Origin of the sequence: Streptomyces sp. NPDC001137 (assembly GCF_040298885.1) — a bacterium.
GTDB lineage: Bacteria > Actinomycetota > Actinomycetes > Streptomycetales > Streptomycetaceae > Streptomyces.
Map to the genome: position 1 here is coordinate 119,175 of NZ_JBEPBA010000024.1, position 17,330 is coordinate 136,504.

The 17,330-nt window shown below is 72.0% G+C and carries 17 protein-coding genes and 1 pseudogene; 11 read left to right on the forward strand and 7 right to left on the reverse strand.

All coding sequences use genetic code 11. The annotated features are described in order from the left end of the window. Positions 1–12 precede the first annotated feature (12 nt). Positions 13–1,023 (forward strand): LLM class F420-dependent oxidoreductase, encoded by a 1,011-nt coding sequence (locus ABT254_RS36075; protein ID WP_351479890.1) that lies wholly within the window; start codon positions 13–15, stop codon positions 1,021–1,023. Between the two features lie 55 nt (positions 1,024–1,078). Continuing rightward, positions 1,079–1,366 (forward strand): hypothetical protein, encoded by a 288-nt coding sequence (locus tag ABT254_RS36080; RefSeq protein WP_351479893.1) that lies wholly within the window; start codon positions 1,079–1,081, stop codon positions 1,364–1,366. Between the two features lie 10 nt (positions 1,367–1,376). Here the strand turns inward: ABT254_RS36080 and ABT254_RS36085 are convergent, their stop codons facing one another. From ABT254_RS36085 to ABT254_RS36095, 3 genes are read right to left on the reverse strand one after another with little or no spacing between them, the layout of a single operon-like run. Then, a complete protein-coding gene (locus ABT254_RS36085; RefSeq protein WP_351479896.1) occupies positions 1,377–2,459 on the reverse strand; it encodes a prenyltransferase/squalene oxidase repeat-containing protein in 1,083 nt (360 codons plus the stop codon). Further along, positions 2,456–3,190 (reverse strand): class I SAM-dependent methyltransferase, encoded by a 735-nt coding sequence (locus ABT254_RS36090; protein ID WP_115908450.1) that lies wholly within the window; start codon positions 3,188–3,190, stop codon positions 2,456–2,458. Before ABT254_RS36090 ends, ABT254_RS36085 begins: the two co-directional genes overlap by 4 nt. Next, the gene (locus ABT254_RS36095; protein ID WP_351479899.1) at positions 3,184–4,599 is read right to left on the reverse strand and encodes a glycosyltransferase family 4 protein; all 1,416 of its coding nucleotides are present in this window, start codon (positions 4,597–4,599) and stop codon (positions 3,184–3,186) included. The genes ABT254_RS36090 and ABT254_RS36095 overlap by 7 nt, the downstream gene beginning before the upstream one ends. Before the next feature lie 210 nt (positions 4,600–4,809). Here ABT254_RS36095 and ABT254_RS36100 point away from each other — a divergent pair, with 210 nt between their 5' ends. Next, the gene (locus tag ABT254_RS36100) at positions 4,810–5,460 is read left to right on the forward strand and encodes a TetR family transcriptional regulator (protein WP_351479901.1); all 651 of its coding nucleotides are present in this window, start codon (positions 4,810–4,812) and stop codon (positions 5,458–5,460) included. A gap of 19 nt (positions 5,461–5,479) precedes the next feature. Here the strand turns inward: ABT254_RS36100 and ABT254_RS36105 are convergent, their stop codons facing one another. The 3 genes from ABT254_RS36105 to ABT254_RS36115 form a co-directional block, all read right to left on the reverse strand. Then, on the reverse strand, positions 5,480–6,343 hold the full coding sequence (locus tag ABT254_RS36105; protein WP_351479904.1) for a tetratricopeptide repeat protein: 864 nt from the start codon (positions 6,341–6,343) through the stop codon (positions 5,480–5,482). 313 nt (positions 6,344–6,656) lie between these two features. Next, positions 6,657–6,890, reverse strand: a complete 234-nt coding sequence (locus tag ABT254_RS36110) for a ferredoxin (protein ID WP_351479907.1) — start codon at positions 6,888–6,890, stop codon at positions 6,657–6,659. Between the two features lie 6 nt (positions 6,891–6,896). Continuing rightward, positions 6,897–8,354, reverse strand: a complete 1,458-nt coding sequence (locus tag ABT254_RS36115; RefSeq protein WP_351479910.1) for an aldehyde dehydrogenase — start codon at positions 8,352–8,354, stop codon at positions 6,897–6,899. Between the two features lie 189 nt (positions 8,355–8,543). Between ABT254_RS36115 and ABT254_RS36120 the strand changes: the two genes are divergently transcribed. The 3 genes and pseudogenes from ABT254_RS36120 (at position 8,544) to ABT254_RS36130 (ending at position 10,469) form a co-directional block, all read left to right on the forward strand. Beyond that, a complete protein-coding gene (locus tag ABT254_RS36120; protein WP_351479912.1) occupies positions 8,544–9,572 on the forward strand; it encodes a Strvi_7410 family MBL fold metallo-hydrolase in 1,029 nt (342 codons plus the stop codon). 42 nt (positions 9,573–9,614) lie between these two features. Then, positions 9,615–10,061: pseudogene (locus ABT254_RS36125) on the forward strand (nuclear transport factor 2 family protein); the annotation flags it as partial. Positions 10,062–10,133: 72 nt separating this feature from the next. Further along, positions 10,134–10,469: a RidA family protein gene (locus ABT254_RS36130; RefSeq protein ID WP_351480016.1), complete on the forward strand. Its 336-nt coding sequence runs from the start codon at positions 10,134–10,136 to the stop codon at positions 10,467–10,469. Between the two features lie 5 nt (positions 10,470–10,474). On the opposite strand, the gene ABT254_RS36135 is transcribed toward ABT254_RS36130, so the two are convergent. Next, entirely contained in the window at positions 10,475–11,134 is a 660-nt protein-coding gene (locus tag ABT254_RS36135) for a phosphotransferase (RefSeq protein ID WP_351479915.1), read from the reverse strand. A 325-nt stretch (positions 11,135–11,459) separates the two neighbouring features. Between ABT254_RS36135 and ABT254_RS36140 the strand changes: the two genes are divergently transcribed. The 5 genes from ABT254_RS36140 (at position 11,460) to ABT254_RS36160 (ending at position 17,160) form a co-directional block, all read left to right on the forward strand. Next, the gene (locus ABT254_RS36140) at positions 11,460–12,704 is read left to right on the forward strand and encodes an SCO2321 family membrane protein (RefSeq protein WP_351479918.1); all 1,245 of its coding nucleotides are present in this window, start codon (positions 11,460–11,462) and stop codon (positions 12,702–12,704) included. Continuing rightward, complete coding sequence (locus tag ABT254_RS36145; protein WP_351479921.1) at positions 12,701–13,345, forward strand: SCO2322 family protein; 645 nt, start codon at positions 12,701–12,703, stop codon at positions 13,343–13,345. Before ABT254_RS36140 ends, ABT254_RS36145 begins: the two co-directional genes overlap by 4 nt. Before the next feature lie 85 nt (positions 13,346–13,430). Then, positions 13,431–14,570, forward strand: coding sequence for a CbiQ family ECF transporter T component (locus tag ABT254_RS36150; RefSeq protein WP_502972106.1), 1,140 nt, complete (start codon positions 13,431–13,433; stop codon positions 14,568–14,570). Next, positions 14,567–16,351 (forward strand): ABC transporter ATP-binding protein, encoded by a 1,785-nt coding sequence (locus ABT254_RS36155; RefSeq protein ID WP_351479926.1) that lies wholly within the window; start codon positions 14,567–14,569, stop codon positions 16,349–16,351. Before ABT254_RS36150 ends, ABT254_RS36155 begins: the two co-directional genes overlap by 4 nt. Continuing rightward, positions 16,348–17,160 carry an ECF transporter S component gene (locus tag ABT254_RS36160; protein WP_351479928.1) on the forward strand — a complete coding sequence of 271 codons (813 nt, stop codon included), beginning with the start codon at positions 16,348–16,350 and terminating at the stop codon, positions 17,158–17,160. The genes ABT254_RS36155 and ABT254_RS36160 overlap by 4 nt, the downstream gene beginning before the upstream one ends. The last annotated feature ends 170 nt before the right edge of the window (positions 17,161–17,330 follow it).

A 17,330-nucleotide genomic window follows, 5' to 3' on the forward strand; every position in this document is an offset into this window, starting at 1 on the left:
GATGGAGGCGTCATGCGACTCGGTCTCGCCCTCGGCTACTGGGGCCGCGGCCCCTCCCCCGACCAGGTGCCGCTCGCGCAGGAGGCCGAGCGGCTCGGGTACGACTCCGTGTGGACCGCGGAGTCGTGGGGGTCCGACGTCTTCACCCCGCTGACCTGGATCGCCGCCCAGACGTCGACCATCAAGCTGGGGACGGCCGTTGCCCAGATGGCCGCCCGGTCCCCGACGACCACCGCCATGCACGCGCTCACCCTGGATCACCTCTCCGGCGGCCGCGTGATGCTCGGCCTCGGGCTGTCGGGGCCGCAGGTGGTGGAGGGGTGGTACGGGCGGCCGTTCCCGAAGTCGCCGCTGACCGCGACCAGGGAGTACGTGGACGTCGTACGGCAGGTGCTCAGGCGGGAGGGGCCGGTCGTGCTCGACGGACGGTTCCACTCCCATCCGTACAGCGGCGCGGACGGCACCGGCATCGGCAAGGCCCTCAAGTCCATCACGCACCCCTTGCGTCCCGACCTTCCCGTCCTCCTCGGCGCGGAAGGGCCGAAGAACGTCGCGCAGACGACCCGGATCGCCGACGGCTGGCTCCCCCTGTACTGGTCGCCGACCCGACCGGAGGTCTACGAGGCCTCGCTCACCGATGCCCCCGAGGGCTTCCTCGTCGCCCCCATGGCACAGGTCCGGGTCTGCGACGACGTGAGCGAAGGCCTGCTGCCCGTGAAGACCATGCTGGGCTTCTACATCGGCGGGATGGGGCACGCGGCGCGCAATTTCCACGCCGATCTGATGGCGAGGATGGGGTACGAGGAGGAGGCCCGCCGGATCCAGGAGCTGTTCCTGTCCGGGCGGCGCGAGGAGGCCGTCCTCGCCGTACCGGACGCCTTCGCCGACGAGATCTCCCTCGTGGGGCCGCGGGAACGGATCGCCGAGCGGTTGGAGTTGTGGCGCAAGGGGCCGGTGACGGATCTGCTCGCGCTGTCGCCCGACCGGGAGTCGCTGCGGGTGCTGGCGGAGCTCAACTCCTAGCCCTCGGACAAACCCGTCCGGGTTTCATACAGGATTCGGCGGCAATCCGAAAAGCATGTCTCGATATAGCAGCGGCAATCGGGCCGGCGCGGTCATAGCGATCGTCGCCGACATCATGGCCCTCATCCTGGGCCTGTGGATCCTGATGTACCTGTTGGACGCCAACCGGGCCAACGACCTGGTGCAGTTCGTCCACAACGCGGCCAACTGGCTGGCGGGCTGGTCGCGTGACCTGTTCACCTTCGACAAGGCCTGGGCCCGCGTGATCGCAGGCTACGGCCTGGCGGCGGTGGTCTACCTGTTCATCGGCCACGCGATCGCCGGACGGATGACCCGGCACTGAGCGCGCCGCCTCAGGGCGCCACCGAACCGCAGCAGTCCGGATCCAGCCCCCTCGGCAGCTGCTCGCCGCCGAACACCGTGCAGGTCGCCTCGTGGCCGCCGAGGGCGGCGACCGCCAGCAGCAGTGAGCCCGCCGTCCAGGTGGTCAGCTCGCGTGGCCAGATCGCCTTGTCCTCGAAGACGTAGCCCGTCCAGTACAGGCCGGTCTCCGGGTCCCGCAGGTGCTGGATCGACTGGAGGATGTCCAGCGCGCGGTCGGACTCGCCCATCGCCCAGAGGGTGAGGGCGAGTTCGGCCGATTCCCCGCCGGTGACCCACGGGTTGGGGACCACGCAGCGCACGCCGAGGCCGGGGACGACGAAGCGGTCCCAGTCCTCCTCCATACGGGACTTGGCCTCCGCACCCGTCAGCGCACCGCCCAGCACCGGGTAGTACCAGTCCATGGAGTAGCGGTCCTTGTTGAGGAACCGCTCCGGGTGGCGGCGGATCGCATGGCGGAGGGCGCCGACGGCCAGCTCCCAGTCCGGCTGCGGCTCCTCGCGCTGTTCGGCGACGGCGAGCGCGCAGCGCAGGGCGTGGTGGATGGAGGAGGAGCCGGTCAGCAGGGCGTCGGTGGTGAACGTCCCGTCGTCCTCGCCCTTCCAGCCGATCTGGCCGCCGGGCTGCTGGAGCCGCAGCACGTACTCGATGGCCGCGTAGACGGACGGCCACATGCGGTCCAGGAACGTGTCGTCGCCCGTCGACAGGTAGTGGTGCCACACGCCCACCGCGATGTACGCGACGAAGTTCGTCTCGCGTCCGCGGTCGGTGATGTCTTCGGCGTCCCCGTCGGCGTAGGCCGCGTACCAGGAGCCGTCCTTGTTCTGGTGCCGTGCGAGCCACTCGTACGCCCGCTTGGCGGCCTCGTGCTCGCCCGCCGCGTCCAGGGCCATCGCGGCCTCGGTGTGGTCCCAGGGGTCCAGGTGGTGTCCCCGGAACCACGGGATCGCGCCGTCCTCCCGCTGTACGGCGAGGATGCCGCGCACGGTCGCGGCAGCCTGCTCGGCGGTGAGGACCCCGGGCAGGACGAGGTGTTCTGTCCGGGGAGTGGTCACCGGGCGTCCACCGAGGGCAGGTGGGGCTTGGTCGCGTAGGCCACGAAGCTCTTGCCGATCAGGGGGTTGAGGGCCTGTTCGGCGACCCGGGTGGCCAGGGGCTTCTTCATGATGTCCCAGACCAGGAGCTTGTGGTACGCCTTCACCGGCAGCGCCTTGTCGTTGTCGACGCCGAACGCGCACTTCAGCCACCAGTACGGGGAGTGGAGCGCGTGCGCGTGGTGGGTGCCGTAGGGCTTGAGGCCCGCCTCGCGGATCTTGGCCAGCAGTTCGTCCGCCTTGTAGATGCGGATGTGGCCGCCCTCGACCTCGTGGTAGGCGTCGGACAGGGCCCAGCAGACCTTCTCGGGGCCGTAGCGCGGGACGGTGATGGCGATGCGGCCGCCGGGCTTGAGCACCCGGACCATCTCGGCGAGGACGCCCTTGTCGTCCGGGATGTGCTCCATCACCTCGGAGATGATGACGACGTCGAAGGACTCGTCGGGGAAGGGCAGCGCCAGGGCGTCGCCCTCCATCGCCGTGGCGGTGGCGCCGGCCGGGGCCTCGCCCGCCTCCTTCATCGCGGCGAACCACTTCGCGACCTCGCGGATCTCCTCGCCGTTCTGGTCGAGCGCCACGACCTGGGCGCCGCGCCGGTAGCACTCGAACGCGTGCCGGCCGGCCCCGCAGCCGAGGTCCAGGACGCGGTCGCCCGGGGCGAGCGGGAACCGGGAGAAGTCGACGGTCAGCACGTGGCCCTGCTTTCGGGATGGGTGGCGGCTAGTTCTTCTACGGCTTCTACGGCTTCGACGAGGGCCTTCGGCGGTGCGGCCGAGGCGGGTTCCGGCGCCGGGGTGCCGGAGATGGCCTCGCGGTATCTGGCGACCGTTCCCTCGGCGGCGCGGGCCCAGGTGAAGTGCCGCAGCACCCGCTCACGGCCGGCGCGGCCGAGCCGCACTCTCAGCTCCGGATCGCCCAGCAGGCGGCTGAGGCCCGCGGCCAGGGCGCCGGGGTCACCCGGCGGCACCGCAAGGCACGTCTCGCCGTCGCGTCCGGCGACCTCGGGGATCGCACCGCCGGTCGTCGCGAGCAGGGGCGTGCCGGTGGCCATCGCCTCGGCCGCCGGGAGGGAGAAGCCCTCGTACAGGGACGGCACGCAGGCGACCTCGGCCGAGCGGACGAGGTCGACCAGTTCGGCGTCCGAGATGCCCTTGACGAACTCGACGGCGCCTTCGAGGCCGTAACGCTCCATGGCCTGGGCGACGGGCCCCTCGGTGGGCCGCTTGCCGACGACGACGAGGTGGGCGTCCGGGTGCTCGGTGCGGACCTTGGCGAGCGCCTCGACGAGGAAGACCAGGCCCTTGAGCGGGACGTCCGCGCTGGACGTCGTCACGATCCGGCCGGGCACCACGGGGACGGACGGGTCCGGCGAGAAGAGGTCGGTGTCGGCGCCGATGTGCACCACGTGGATACGGTCGTCCCGCACCCCGAGGTGGTCGATGATCTCGGCGCGCGAGGTGCCGGAGACGGTGAGGACCGAGGGCAGGCGGCGGGCGACGCGCTTCTGCATGCGGGTGAAGGCGTACCAGCGCCGTTTGCCCCAGCGCTGCTGCCAGGTCTCGGCGGCGTCCAGCTCCAACTGCCGGTCGACGGTGATGGGGTGGTGGATGGTGGTGACGAGGGGGGCGCCCACATCGCCCAACAGGCCGTATCCGAGGGTCTGGTTGTCGTGCACGACGTCGAACTCGCCGCGGCGGGCGCGGAGGTGGCGGCGGGCGCGCAGGGAGAACGTCAGCGGCTCCGGGAAGCCGCCGGTCCACATGGTCGCGACCTCCAGCGCGTCGATCCAGTCGCGGTACTCGTCGCGCTTCGGGGTGCGGAAGGGGTCCGGCGAGCGGTAGAGGTCGAGGCTCGGCAGCTCCGTCAGGCTCAGCCGGCCCGCGTAGTCCGCGCCCTCGTCGAGGACGGGGTAGGGCTGGGAGCCGATGACCTCGACGCGGTGGCCGAGGCGGGCCAGCTCGCGGGAGAGGTGGCGGACGTAGACGCCCTGTCCGCCGCAGAACGGGTTCCCTTTATAGGTGAGGAGCGCGATGTGGAGCGGTCGCTCGCCGTCGGCGGCGAGGTCCTCCTGGGGACCCGCCTGACTGGCCTCAGCGGTCACTCTGGGCCCCCTTCTGCGTGCACTGTCCCGCGAGATTACGCCGGGACGCTAATCTAGAACAAGTTTCAGACTTGATCGTCCAGGAGGCTCTGAATCTACCGGCAGGTAGGGGCGCGGTGAGCAGTGGATCAGGTGATTCGCGCCACGGCTGAGGCCCTGCCAAACTCGGTGCGATCACCAGCCCTCACCGACTGTCACGGAACGGGATCCATGCCTGCGCAAGCGAAGGTGGCCAAGGTGGAAGCACGTACCTCGCAGCCGGCCTCCCCGCCCCTCACGGAGCGGCAGGAGGCGCGTCGTCGGCGCATCCTGCACGCGAGCGCGCAGCTGGCCAGCCGGGGTGGTTTCGACGCGGTGCAGATGCGTGAGGTCGCCGAGTCCTCGCAGGTGGCGCTGGGCACCCTCTACCGCTACTTCCCGTCCAAGATCCATCTGCTGGTCGCCACGATGCAGGACCAGCTGGAGCACATGCACGGCACGCTGCGGAAGAAGCCGCCGCAGGGTGAGACGGCGGCCGAGCGTGTCGCCGAGACCCTGATGCGGGCCTTCCGCGCCCTGCAGCGCGAGCCGCATCTGGCCGACGCGATGGTGCGTGCGCTGACCTTCGCCGACCGGAGCGTCTCGCCCGAGGTGGACCAGGTCTCCCGCCAGACCACCGTGATCATCCTGGACGCGATGGGTCTGGAGAACCCGACGCCCGAGCAGCTCTCCGCCGTCCGTGTCATCGAGCACACCTGGCACTCGGCCCTGATCACCTGGCTCTCGGGCCGCGCCTCCATCGCCCAGGTCAAGATCGACATCGAGACGGTGTGCCGCCTGATCGACCTGACGGATCCGACGGCGTCCGGGAAACCGTCCTAGCCCCTGCCCTCGGGCCCCTTCAGCCGACCGCCGCCAGCCCGCTCCAGCTCCGTCCGATCGGCGTGCCGTCCGCCCACTGCGTCAGCAGCCTTCGGGCGTCCTCCTCGGGGGCCGCTAGGGACACCGTCTGGGTGCCCGCGGGCAGGCCGCGGTCCTGTTGATGGGTGCCCTCGCTGCAGCAGGCGCAGAGCACGCGGACGCTGCTGGCGGGTTCGGCGCCGTAGTCGTGCTCGCCGAACAGGTCGAGCAGGGCCCGCAGGTCGTCCGCCTCGCCGGCCGCCACGGTCACCTCCAGGGTGGGCAGTTCGGAGGCCTCGAAGAGGAGCAGCTCGTCGAAGACGGGGAAGGTCACGCCGTCGAGGATCCGCTCCCCCTTCGGCTCGCCGTCGTGCACGACGATCTCGCCGTACCGCCGCCCTCCGGTCACGGGTACGTTGACCACCCGCCCGCGCGTCGGGCACAGCCGCTCGATCCATACGACCTCGCGCCGGCCGTCGGTGTCGAGCCGCACGCACGCGTTGCCGAAGCGGCCGACGATCTCACCCTCGCCGTCCGGGAGGTCGATGCCGAAGCCGGCCCAGGCGTCGCGGGCCGTCGCCCAGTCGCGCTGGATGGTCGCCGCGATCCCCAGGTTCCAGAACGCCGGGTCGCCCTCACCTCGCGGGCTGCGCGCGGCGGCCTCGCGTCCGAGCTCGTACGCCTTGGCCCAGTTGCGCAGGAACTTGTGGGCGAGCGCGGCGTCGTACCACCACACCGGGCTCGGCTCCTCGTCCGGGAAATGGGCGAGCACCTGCTCGTAGAGACCGGCGGAGCGCAGCCACTCCTCGGCCTCCCACGCCTCACGAGCCTGCTTGATCAGCTTTCCGGCCTCGGCCTTGCGCACGCTTTCCCGCCCTGATCGCTCCTACGACAACCGCAGGAGCCTAGCGCCGGCACGCGAAGGACCTACGAGACGGGTTCCCTTCGCCGGCATTACCCGGGTCAGGTGGTGGAGGTCGCCTTCCAGCCGTGGACCCTGCGGTCCACGACCTTCCGGCCTCTCAGCCCGGACCGTCGACGTCGGTCCCAGCGGACTGACTGCTTCACGCCAGAATCGGCTACTCCGGTTCGGACTCCCTCACTCGTCCCGTAGGCCAATTCCCAGAATAGAACCTCCGAGCGGGAATGAAACCCCTGAAAGAGTACTTTTTCGGGCGCTACTCCTCGGGCGGGAACACCGGCTCCCCGCTCCCCAGCAGCGTGATCACGATCGCCTCCACCGGGCAGTTCTCGGCCGCCTCCAGGATGCGTTCGTTGGCGTCGGGCTCCGGCTCGACGGGGTGCGACTGCATGGCGGAGTCGAGGCGGAAGGCCCCGGTCGCCCGGTGGACGCACTGGGCCGAGCCGATGCACACGGAACGGTCGACCTCGACGTGCCAGCGGTCGCCCATGGTCGCTCAGCCCTCCCAGCCGGCCGGGAGATGGATCATCTTGTGTTCGAGGTACTCGCCGTAGCCCTCGGGGCCGAACTCCCGCCCCAGCCCGGAGTTCTTGTAGCCGCCGAAGGGGCCGAGCATGTCGAGGCTGAAGGTGTTCACCGAGTACGTGCCGGTGCGGACCTGGCGGGCGACCTCGATGCCGCGGGCCACGTCCGCCGTCCACACGCTGCCGCTGAGCCCGTAGTCGGAGTCGTTCGCGATCTTCAGGGCTTCGGACTCGTCGCCGTACGGGAGCAGGCAGATCACCGGGCCGAAGATCTCCTCCCGGGCTATCCGCATCGAGTTGTCGACGTCGCCGAAGAGGGTCGGCTCGACGTACCACCCGCGGTCCAGGCCCGGCGGGCGGCCGCCGCCGGTGAGGATCTTGGCGCCCTCCTCCTGGCCGATGCGGATGTAGTCGAGGTTGCGCTGCTGCTGGCGCCTGGCCACGAGGGGGCCGACCTGGGTCGCCGCGTCCAGCGGGTCGCCGACGACCAGGGCACTGGCCGCCGCCGCGAAGGCCTCCGCGAACTCGTCGTAGCGCGAGCGCGGCAGCAGGATGCGGGTCTGGGCCACGCACGCCTGGCCGTTGTTCATCCAGGCCGCCGGGACGACGCCCGCGACGGTGGTGGCCACGTCCGCGTCCGGCAGGACGACCGCCGCCGACTTGCCGCCCAACTCCAGTGTCACGCGGGTGAGGTTGCGGGACGCCACCTCCATCACGCGCCTGCCCGCCGCCACCGAACCGGTGAAGGCGACCTTGTCGATCCCGGGGTGTCCGACCAGGTACTCGCTGACCTCGCGGTCGGCGGGAAGGATCGACAGCACCCCCTCGGGCAGCCCGGCCTCGCGGGTGATGTCGGCCAGGATGTACGCGTCCAGCGGCGACTCGGGCGACGGCTTGAGCACCACCGTGCAGCCGGTGAGCAGCGCGGGCGCCAGCTTGGCGGCGGCCACGAACTGCGGGACGTTCCAGGGGACCACGGCCGCCACGACCCCGACCGGCTCACGCCGCACCAGGATCTTCCCGAGCACCCCGTCGCGCCGCTCCTCGTAGGTGAAGTCGCGGGCGACGGTGATCGCCGCGTCCCACACCATCATCGCGCCGAGCGCCTGCGCGAGGACGCTCCAGGAGTAGGGGGACCCGTTCTCGGAGGAGATCACACGGGCGATCTCCTCGTGCCGTACGGCGATCGCGTCCTTGATGCGGGTGACGACCTCGATCCGTTCGTCGAGTGTCATCCGCGGCCAGGGGCCCTCGTCGAAGGCGCGGCGCGCGACGGCGACGGCACGGTCGACGTCCTCCCGGGAGGCGTGCGGCACCCGCCCGATGACCTCCTCGGTGTGCGGCGAGATCACCTCGATGACGTCCTTGCCGAGGGGGTCGGTCAACTCCCCGCCGATGAACAGCTGTCCGTGTTCCACGAGCTCGGTCATGGCCGACTGCCTCCCCGGAGCGCCTGTCTCTGACGGTTCATCAGATACGGCACTGATACCAGTTCCCCTCGGAGGAGTCCACGGGCCGCACACGAGTTGACCGCGCGGACAGGTGACTTGGGCTCCCATCGAAACGCGTTCTAGTTATAGTGGGCCGAGCGTGGCCGGTCCGCGGTGATTGGGGAGCCCATGACGCAGGTGTACGACCACGGCGGAGGCGTCCGGTCGATCAAGGTCCCCATCCCGGACAATCCGCTCGGCCACACGCTGGTCTACGTCGTCGACACCGACCGCGGGCCGGTACTGGTCGACACCGGGTGGGACGACCCCGCCTCCTGGGACACGCTCGTCGAGGGGCTGACGGCCTGCGGTACGGCGGTGGGCGAGGTGCACGGCGTGGTCGTCACCCACCATCACCCCGACCACCACGGCCTCTCCGGCAGGGTGCGTGAGGCGTCCGGCGCCTGGATCGCCATGCATGCCGCGGACACGGCGATCGTGCGGCGCACCCGCGACACCCGGCCGGGGCGCTGGTTCGCGTACATGACCGCCAAGCTGGTCGCCGCGGGCGCCCCCGAGGAGCACGTGGCGCCGTTGCGCGACGCGGCCCCCCGCACCACCCTGCCGGGCTTCTCCCCCGCCCTGCCCGACCGGGAGATCGTCCCCGGCGAGCTGCTCGACCTCCCGGGCCGCCGGCTTCGCGCGATCTGGACGCCGGGCCACACCCCCGGCCATGTCTGCCTGCACCTGGAGGAGCAGCATCCGGCTCAACTGCCCGGTCACGGGCGGCTGTTCTCCGGCGATCACCTGCTCCCCGAGATCACCCCGCACATCGGCCTGTACGAGGACCCCGACGACACCACGGTCACCGACCCCCTCGGCGACTACCTCGACTCCCTCGAACGCGTCGGCCGTCTCGCCCCCGCCGAGGTGCTCCCCGCCCACCAGCACGTGTTCGCGGACGCGCCCGCCCGCGTAAGGGAGTTGCTGGACCATCACGAGGAGCGGCTCACCGGCCTCCAGTCCCTCCTGGTGGAGCCGCTCACCCCCTGGCAGCTCGCCGAGCGCATGGAGTGGAACCGGCCCTGGGCCCAGATCCCGTACGGGTCGAGGAACATCGCGGTCTCGGAGGCCGAGGCGCATCTGCGGCGGCTGGTGAAGCTGGGGCGGGCGGAGGCGGTGGCGGGGAGCGACCCGGTGACGTACGTGGCTGTGTAAAGCGGTCGCGTGCGGTGATCCGCCGCTGGTACCAACGGCTCCATGGACCCGTTGCAGCAACTCCTCGCCGAACGCGCCTGCGAGCGTCTGATCCTCGACTTCGTCCACCGCCTGGACCTCGGCGAACCCGCTTCCGTGGCCGAGTTGTTCACCGAGGACGGCCGGTGGGAGTGGCCGCCTCCGGGGGACGGCCGGCGGTCGGAGGGGCGGGAGGCGCTGCGGACGTACTTCGGCGCACGGCCCGCGGACAAGCTCTCGCGGCGGGTCATGTCCAACATCCGTGTCACGGTGACCTCGGCGGACACGGCCGAGGCCACCTCGTACTTCACGACGTACCGGATCGAGGGCTGGACGGGCGGCATGGTCGCGGCCGGCCCGCCCGTCCAAGTGGGCCACTACGAGGACACCTTCCGCCGCGTCGACGGCCGCTGGCTGCTCGCCTCCCGCACCCTGCGCCTCCCCTTCGGCGGCCCGACCCCGCACGTCGGCCGCGGCCCCCTCGAACCCGTCCGCACCGACCGCGCGCCCTTCGTCCCCTTCGCCGACGGCAGCGCGCCGCCGCTGTCGCAAGGGGTGCGCAGCGGTCCGCTGCTGTTCACCTCAGGACAGGGGCCGCTGGATCCGGCGACCGGCGAGATGCCCGCGGACTTCGGCGGGCAGGCGCGGCAGGTGCTCGCCAACGTCGAGGCCGTCGTCGCGGCCGCGGGCGGCGACCGGCGGTCGATCACCCGCTGCACCTGCTATCTGGCCGACCGCACCCACTTCGCCGAGTTCAACCACGTCTACCGGGAGTTCTTCACGGACTGCTCACCCCTGCCCGCTCGTACGACGGTGGTGGCGCGGCCGGTCCGGGACGGTGTGCTGGTCGAGATGGACGCGGTGGCCGTCGTCGGCTGACCTCCCTACGTGAACGTACGGATCAACTCCTCGGCCTCCCCGAGGAGTTCGACCTCCCGTCGGCTCATCGTCGGGTTGGCCGCGCGCCGCCGCCGGGCCTCCTTCAGGCCGTCGTCGGTGAGCTGGGAGGCGTCGGCGAGGAGGGCGGCCAGCATGGCGCGTGCGGCGTCGGCGAGCGGTTGGTCCCCGACGGCGACCTGCGCGAGGATCACGGCGGAGACGCCCCAGTCCAGGCCCGGGTGACCCTCCTCCGTGTTGCTCCAGTCGATGACGTACGGCCCCTCGGGCGTGACCATCACATTGTCCGGGTGCAGGTCGAGGTGGAGCACTCGGCAGCCGGACGCGGAATCGCGGGCCGGGACGGCGTGCAGTCGGCGCAGGAGGTCGGCGAGCGTAGCGCCGGCCTCCTCGGCCCCGAGCGAACCGGTCAGGCACGCCTCGAGCATCGTGGGCCCGGACAGCCGCTCCATCACCAACTCGGTGGGCGTGGAGTCGGACAGCCGTACCCGGGGCACGGGGTATCCGTGCGCGCGTACGTGCTCCATCACGGCCCCCTCGGCGAGAGCGTCGCCCCATCCCTCGCGGTTGCGCCGCAGCACCCACCGCGCGTCGAGCTCGTACACGTCGTTGACCCGGCCCGTGCCGAGCAGCCTCCCCGTTGCCATGTGCAGAACATAGCGCCGCGCGCGTCACGGGCGGCTCTCAGCGTGTTCCTACGGGCCGGTACAGTGGCCGGGTCGTCATCACGCCGTACGGGGGGAAGCCGGTGCAATTCCGGCGCTGCCCCTCCCCAGTGCCTTAAGGGCCTGGGAGGTGCCCCCACCCGTGACCCGCCCGCACCGGGCGGTCAGCCGGCCTGCCCCGCGCGGTTGTGACCGGCTCACGTGCGTCGGCAACCCGTCGGCGCGCGGCACCATCGAGGCATACGGAGCCGAGCCGCCGGGGTTGTCCCGTGCTGCCCGCTCCCGCAGGGAGAGGCACCCGCCGATCATGAACGTCGTCCGCCACAGCGTCGCGGTACTGGCCGCCGGCACCGTCGTACTGGGTGCAACTGTCCCCGCCTTCGCCGCGTCCCCCTCCGCGTCCCTGCCCGACGGCCTGTACGGCACGTCGGATCCGAAGTACGACGGCGTGTGGCGCCAGTCGCTGGCGCTGCTCGCGCAGGACACCGTGGGTGTGAAGCCGGCGGCGAAGGCGGTGGACTGGCTGGCAGGACAGCAGTGTGCGAACGGGGCCTTCGCGCCGTTCCGCGCGGACACGGCGAAGGCCTGTGACGCGAAGCTCATGGTCGACACGAACAGTACGGGCGCCGCCGTCCAGGCCCTCGCCGCGCTCGGCGGACACGAGAGCGTCACCGGCAAGGCGGTCTCCTGGCTGAAGTCCGTGCAGAACAAGGACGGCGGCTGGGGCTACGCCCCGGGTGGAGCGAGCGACGCGAACTCGACGTCCGTCGTCATCGGCGCGCTGACCGCCGTGGGCGAGAAGCCGGACCAGGTCCTCAAGGACGGCAAGTCCCCTTACGACGCCCTGCTGAAGCTGGCCCTCCCCTGCGCCGGGGACGGCTCGGGCGCCTTCGCCTTCCAGCCGGACAAGAAGGGCGAACTGTCCGCCAACGCGGACGCGAGCGCGGCCGCGGTCGTGGGCGCACTCGGCAAGGGGCTGGCCGGGGACTCCCCGAAACCCACCGGCACCCCTCCGACGTGCAAGAAGGCCACCGGCCGCGAGCAGGCCGCGCAGAACGGTGCCGCGTACCTCGTCAAGGCCCTGGCCAAGGACAAGCACCTGACGTCGACGCTGCCCGGCGCCGAGCCCCAGCCCGACTACGGCAACACGGCCGACGCGGTCCTCGCCCTCGCCACCGCGGGCCACGGCGACAAGGCCGCCGACGCGATGCGCTGGCTGGAGGCCAACTCCGGCGCGTGGGCGAAGCAGGCCGGACCGGCCGCGTACGCACAGCTGATCCTCGCGGCGCGCGCGGAGACCGCCGACTACAACGACTTCGGCGGCCAGGACCTGGTCGAGCTCCTCAACGCGACCGGCCCGAAGCCCGCCGCCCTTCCGACGGCCGGCGCCTACCCCGGCAAGGCCTCGGAAAGCGCCGGGAGTTCCGCCGCGAAGAAGGCCTCGGAGAAGGACTCGGGGCTCGGGGTCTGGTGGATCGTCGGCGTGGGGCTCGTCGCGGGCATCGGCCTGGGTTTCCTGCTCAGCGGCCGCAACAAGAGGCGACAGCCGTGATACGCCGCTTCGTCCCGCTCCTGGCGGCGCTGTTGCTTGCCCTGACGGGCAGCGGCCAGGCACAGGCCGCCGGTTACCGCTACTGGTCCTTCTGGGACTACGACGCCGGCCACTGGACGTACGCCACCCAGGGCCCCGCCACCGCCCGCCCCTCGGACGGCGCCGTCCAGGGCTTCCGCTTCTCGGTGAGCGAGGACTCGGCCGACTCGGCGAAGCCGCGCGGGCCGGTGTCGTTCCCAATGATCTGCGCGCGGACGCCCGCGCAGGAGGGCAAGAAGCGCGTGGCGCTGGTCCTCGACTTCGGCACGGCGGCCGACGCACCTTCCGGCGAGAAGCCACCGGCCCGTCGCACGGTCTGCGCGCGGGTGTCCGCCGACGGTACGACGGCGGATGCGCTGGCGGCGGTGGCGAAGCCGCTGCGGTACGACACGAACGCGCTGTTGTGCGCGATCGGGGGGTATCCGCGGAAGGGGTGCGGGGAGCAGGTCGCATCGGGCAAGCGGCCCACGGCTGCCGCGAAGGACGGAAAGAACGGGAAGCAGGACGGCGGCCCGTCGGTGGGCCTGTTGGCGGGGGCGGGCGCGGTCGCACTGCTGGGCGCGGCAGCGCTGTGGCAGGCACGGCGACGCAACCATGCATAGCCGCGCCGCCAAGCCCGCGCAGCCTGCGCAGCCTGCGCAGCCTGCGGGCAATCGTGCCACTCGGCCCCGTAGCCTGCGGGCATTCGTGCCGCCCAGGGCGGCTCCCGACCCAACGAGAGGCGGCGCCCGGCCGGCGCCGGTGAGCGATCCCACCCGCCCCCACCGCCCCGCACAACTCCACCCCGGCGCCTGGTGGCTCTGGTCCCTGGGCCTGGGCACCGCGGCCACCCGCACCACCAATCCCCTCCTCCTCTCCCTCCTCATCGCCGCGTCCGCCTACGTCGTAGCCACCTGCCGCCCCCGAACCCCCTGGTCCCACTCCTATTCCGCCTTCCTCAAACTCGCCCTCGCCGTCCTCCTCATCCGCCTCGTCTTCGCGGTGGCACTGGGCTCCCCCATCCCCGGCACCCATGTGATCGTCACGCTCCCCGAACTCCCGCTCCCCCACTGGGCGCAGGGCATCCGCCTGGGCGGCAGGGTCACCGCCGAGTCGCTCCTGTTCGCCGTCTACGACGGCCTGAAGCTGGCCACGCTCCTCATCTGCGTGGGCGCCGCGAACGCACTCGCCAACCCGTCCCGTCTCCTCAAGTCCCTGCCGGGCGCCCTGTACGAGACCGGCGTCGCGGTGGTGGTCGCCCTCACCTTCGCGCCGAACCTCATCGCCGACGTCCAGCGGCTGCGCGCCGCCCGCCGTCTGCGCGGCCGACCGGACAGCGGCATCCGCGGCCTGCTGCAGGTCGGACTCCCGGTCCTGGAGGGGCCGTTGGAGCGTTCGGTCGCGCTCGCCGCCGCGATGGACGCCCGCGGCTACGGCCGCACCGCCGAGGTCCCGCCCGCCGTACGCCGCACCACCGCCGCCCTCACCCTCGGCGGTCTGCTCGGCGTCTGCGCGGGGACGTACGGACTGCTCACCGCCGAAGGCGGCACGTACGGCCTGCCCCTGCTGCTCGCCGGCCTCGCCTCGGCCCTGGCCGGTCTGCGGCTGGGCGGCCGGCGCAGCCCGCGCACCCGTTACCGCCCGGACCGCTGGGGCATCCGCGCCTGGCTGGTCACCGCCTCCGGCGCCGCGGTCGCCGCGCTGCTCACCCTCGCCGCCCACACCGATCCGGCGGCCCTGCACCCCGGTGTCGTCCCGCTCGTCGCCCCCACCCTCCCCCTGTGGCCGGCGGCCGCCGTACTCCTGGCTCTCCTGCCCGCCCTCATCGCCCCGAAGGAGCCGTCGTGATCCGCTTCGAGGATGTCTCCGTGACGTACGAGGGGGCGGCCGAACCCACCGTGCGGGGCGTGGACTTCGAGGTTCCGGAAGGCGAACTGGTCCTCCTGGTCGGCCCTTCAGGAGTGGGCAAATCGACGATCCTCGGCGCGGTCAGCGGTCTCGTCCCGCACTTCACGGGCGGCACCCTGCGGGGCCGCGTCACGGTGGCGGGCCGTGACACCCGTACGCACAAGCCGCGTGAACTCGCGGACGTGGTGGGCACGGTGGGCCAGGACCCGCTCTCCCACTTCGTCACGGACACCGTCGAGGACGAACTCGCCTACGGAATGGAGTCGTTGGGCCTCGCACCCGATGTGATGCGCCGCCGCGTCGAGGAGACCCTCGACCTCCTCGGCCTCGCCGACCTCCGCAACCGCCCCATCGCCACCCTCTCCGGCGGCCAGCAGCAACGCGTCGCCATCGGCTCGGTCCTCACCCCGCACCCCCAGGTCCTGGTCCTGGACGAACCGACCTCGGCCCTCGACCCGGCGGCGGCGGAAGAAGTCCTGGCGGTCCTCCAACGCCTCGTCCACGACCTGGGCACCACAGTCCTGATGGCGGAACACCGCCTGGAACGGGTCATCCAGTACGCGGACCAGGTCGCCCTGCTACCTGCTCCAGGAGCCCCCCTACAACTCGGCCTCCCGGCCGACATGATGGCCGTGTCACCGGTGTACCCCCCGGTGGTGGCCCTGGGTCGCCTGGCCGACTGGTCCCCACTCCCACTGACGGTACGGGACGCCCGCCGCCGGGCAGGGGCACTGCGCGAGCAGCTGGCACTGACGCCGCCCGCGGACCCGCCGCAGCCTGCGGACAGTCCTGCCGCTCGGCCCCGTAGCCTGCGGGCATGCGTGCCGCCTAGGGCGGCACGGGTGGGCGCAGGCGGCACCCCGCAAGCGCGGGCCAGCGACACCGCCCCTGCCTCAGCCCCCACCCGCCGATGGCGAGCCCTCCTCCGCAAGCACAAGCCCACACCCCCAGCCACGGTCCAACCCACCGCGGAGATCCACGCCCTGTCCGTCCGCCGCGCAACCATCCAAGCCCTCCGCCACATAGACCTCACCATCACCCCCGGCGAAACCCTCGCCCTAATGGGCCGCAACGGCGCCGGCAAATCCACCCTCCTCAACACCCTCGTAGGCCTGACACACCCCACCACGGGCTCAGTGAGCGTCGCCGGCCTCACCCCCCACCGCACACCACCCCCCACCCTCATCCGCCACGTAGGCCTGGTCCCCCAGGAACCCCAAGACCTCCTCTACGCCGACACGGTCGCAGCCGAGTGCGCCGCAGCCGACCGCGACGCCGACGCCACCCCCGGCACCTGCCGCACCCTCCTCTCGACCCTCCTCCCGGAGCTCACCGGCGTCACCGACGTCACCCACCCCCGCGACCTCTCCGAGGGCCAACGCCTCACCCTCGCCCTGGCGGTCGTCCTCACCGCCCGCCCACCCCTGCTCCTCCTCGACGAACCGACCCGCGGCCTGGACTACGCGGCAAAGGCCCGCCTCGTAGCCCTGCTCCGAAACCTCGCAGCCGAGGGACACGCGATCGTCCTGGCCACGCACGACGTGGAACTGGCCGCCGAACTCGCCCACCGCGTGGTCCTGCTCGCCGACGGCGAGGTGATCGCCGACGGACCGACGGCCGAGGTGGTCGTCTCGTCCCCGTCCTTCGCCCCGCAGGTCACCAAGATCCTCGCCCCGCAGCAGTGGCTCACGGTCGCGCAGGTACGGGAGGCCCTGGGATGACACCGCAGGCCCGCCCCATCCGCCTGGGCCCCCGCTCCCTCACGGCCCTCGGCCTGGTCAGCGCCGTGGGTGTGGCAGCCTTCGGCTGGCCCTTCCTCGCCCCGCCCAGCTCACAGCTCGGCGCCCACGCCCAGGACGCCCCCTGGCTCTTCGCGGGTCTGCTGGTGCTGCTGGTCGCCGTCGTGGCCGCGACCATCGCGGAGTCCGGGCTCGGCCCGAAGGCGGTCGCCATGCTCGGGGTGCTCGCGGCGACCGGCGCGGCCCTGCGCCCGCTCGGCGCCGGGACCGCGGGCATCGAGCCGATGTTCTTCCTGATGGTGCTGAGCGGGCGGGTGCTCGGCCCGGGCTTCGGCTTCACCCTCGGCTCGCTCACCATGTTCGCGTCCGCGCTGCTCACGGGCGGGGTGGGCCCGTGGATGCCGTTCCAGATGCTGGCGATGGGCTGGTTCACGATGGGGGCCGGGCTGCTGCCGGGCCCGGACCGTCTGCGCGGCCGGGGCGAGCTCGCCCTGCTCGCCGGCTACGGCTGCCTCGCCGCCTTCGCCTACGGCACGGTCATGAACCTGGCGGGCTGGCCCTTCATGGGCGCGCTCGCCTCGGGCATCGCCTTCGACCCGCAGGCCGCCGTCCCCGCCAACCTGGCCCGTTTCCTCGCGTACTGCGCGGCCACCTCGCTGGGCTGGGACCTGGGCCGGGCCGTCGTCACCGTCGTACTGACGCTCACGCTCGGCCCGGCCGTGCTCAGGGCGCTACGCAGAGCCACCCGCAGGGCGGCTTTCGAGACGGCGGTCACTTTCGACCCCCGTTGACCGGTGAAGCACCCCACATGACCCACATCACCCACTACCTGCCCTAGTAGTGCAAACCGGACGCCATGTCCACGCCATAACCGCCCCTGACCTGCACTTTGAGAGCCAGGTCACACGAACCCCGCCCCGCCCACATACGACCACAACTAGCAAATACGGTCATTGCGGAC

Coding starts and splice junctions, on each gene's coding strand:
- ABT254_RS36120 (WP_351479912.1), top strand. CDS start 8,544: ATGACGCAGGTGTACGACCACGGCGGAGGCGTCCGGTCGATCAAGGTC.
- ABT254_RS36080 (WP_351479893.1), top strand. CDS start 1,079: ATGTCTCGATATAGCAGCGGCAATCGGGCCGGCGCGGTCATAGCGATC.
- ABT254_RS36075 (WP_351479890.1), top strand. CDS start 13: ATGCGACTCGGTCTCGCCCTCGGCTACTGGGGCCGCGGCCCCTCCCCC.
- ABT254_RS36115 (WP_351479910.1), bottom strand. CDS start 8,354: ATGACCGAGCTCGTGGAACACGGACAGCTGTTCATCGGCGGGGAGTTG.
- ABT254_RS36160 (WP_351479928.1), top strand. CDS start 16,348: ATGACACCGCAGGCCCGCCCCATCCGCCTGGGCCCCCGCTCCCTCACG.
- ABT254_RS36110 (WP_351479907.1), bottom strand. CDS start 6,890: ATGGGCGACCGCTGGCACGTCGAGGTCGACCGTTCCGTGTGCATCGGC.
- ABT254_RS36135 (WP_351479915.1), bottom strand. CDS start 11,134: ATGGCAACGGGGAGGCTGCTCGGCACGGGCCGGGTCAACGACGTGTAC.
- ABT254_RS36140 (WP_351479918.1), top strand. CDS start 11,460: ATGAACGTCGTCCGCCACAGCGTCGCGGTACTGGCCGCCGGCACCGTC.
- ABT254_RS36100 (WP_351479901.1), top strand. CDS start 4,810: ATGCCTGCGCAAGCGAAGGTGGCCAAGGTGGAAGCACGTACCTCGCAG.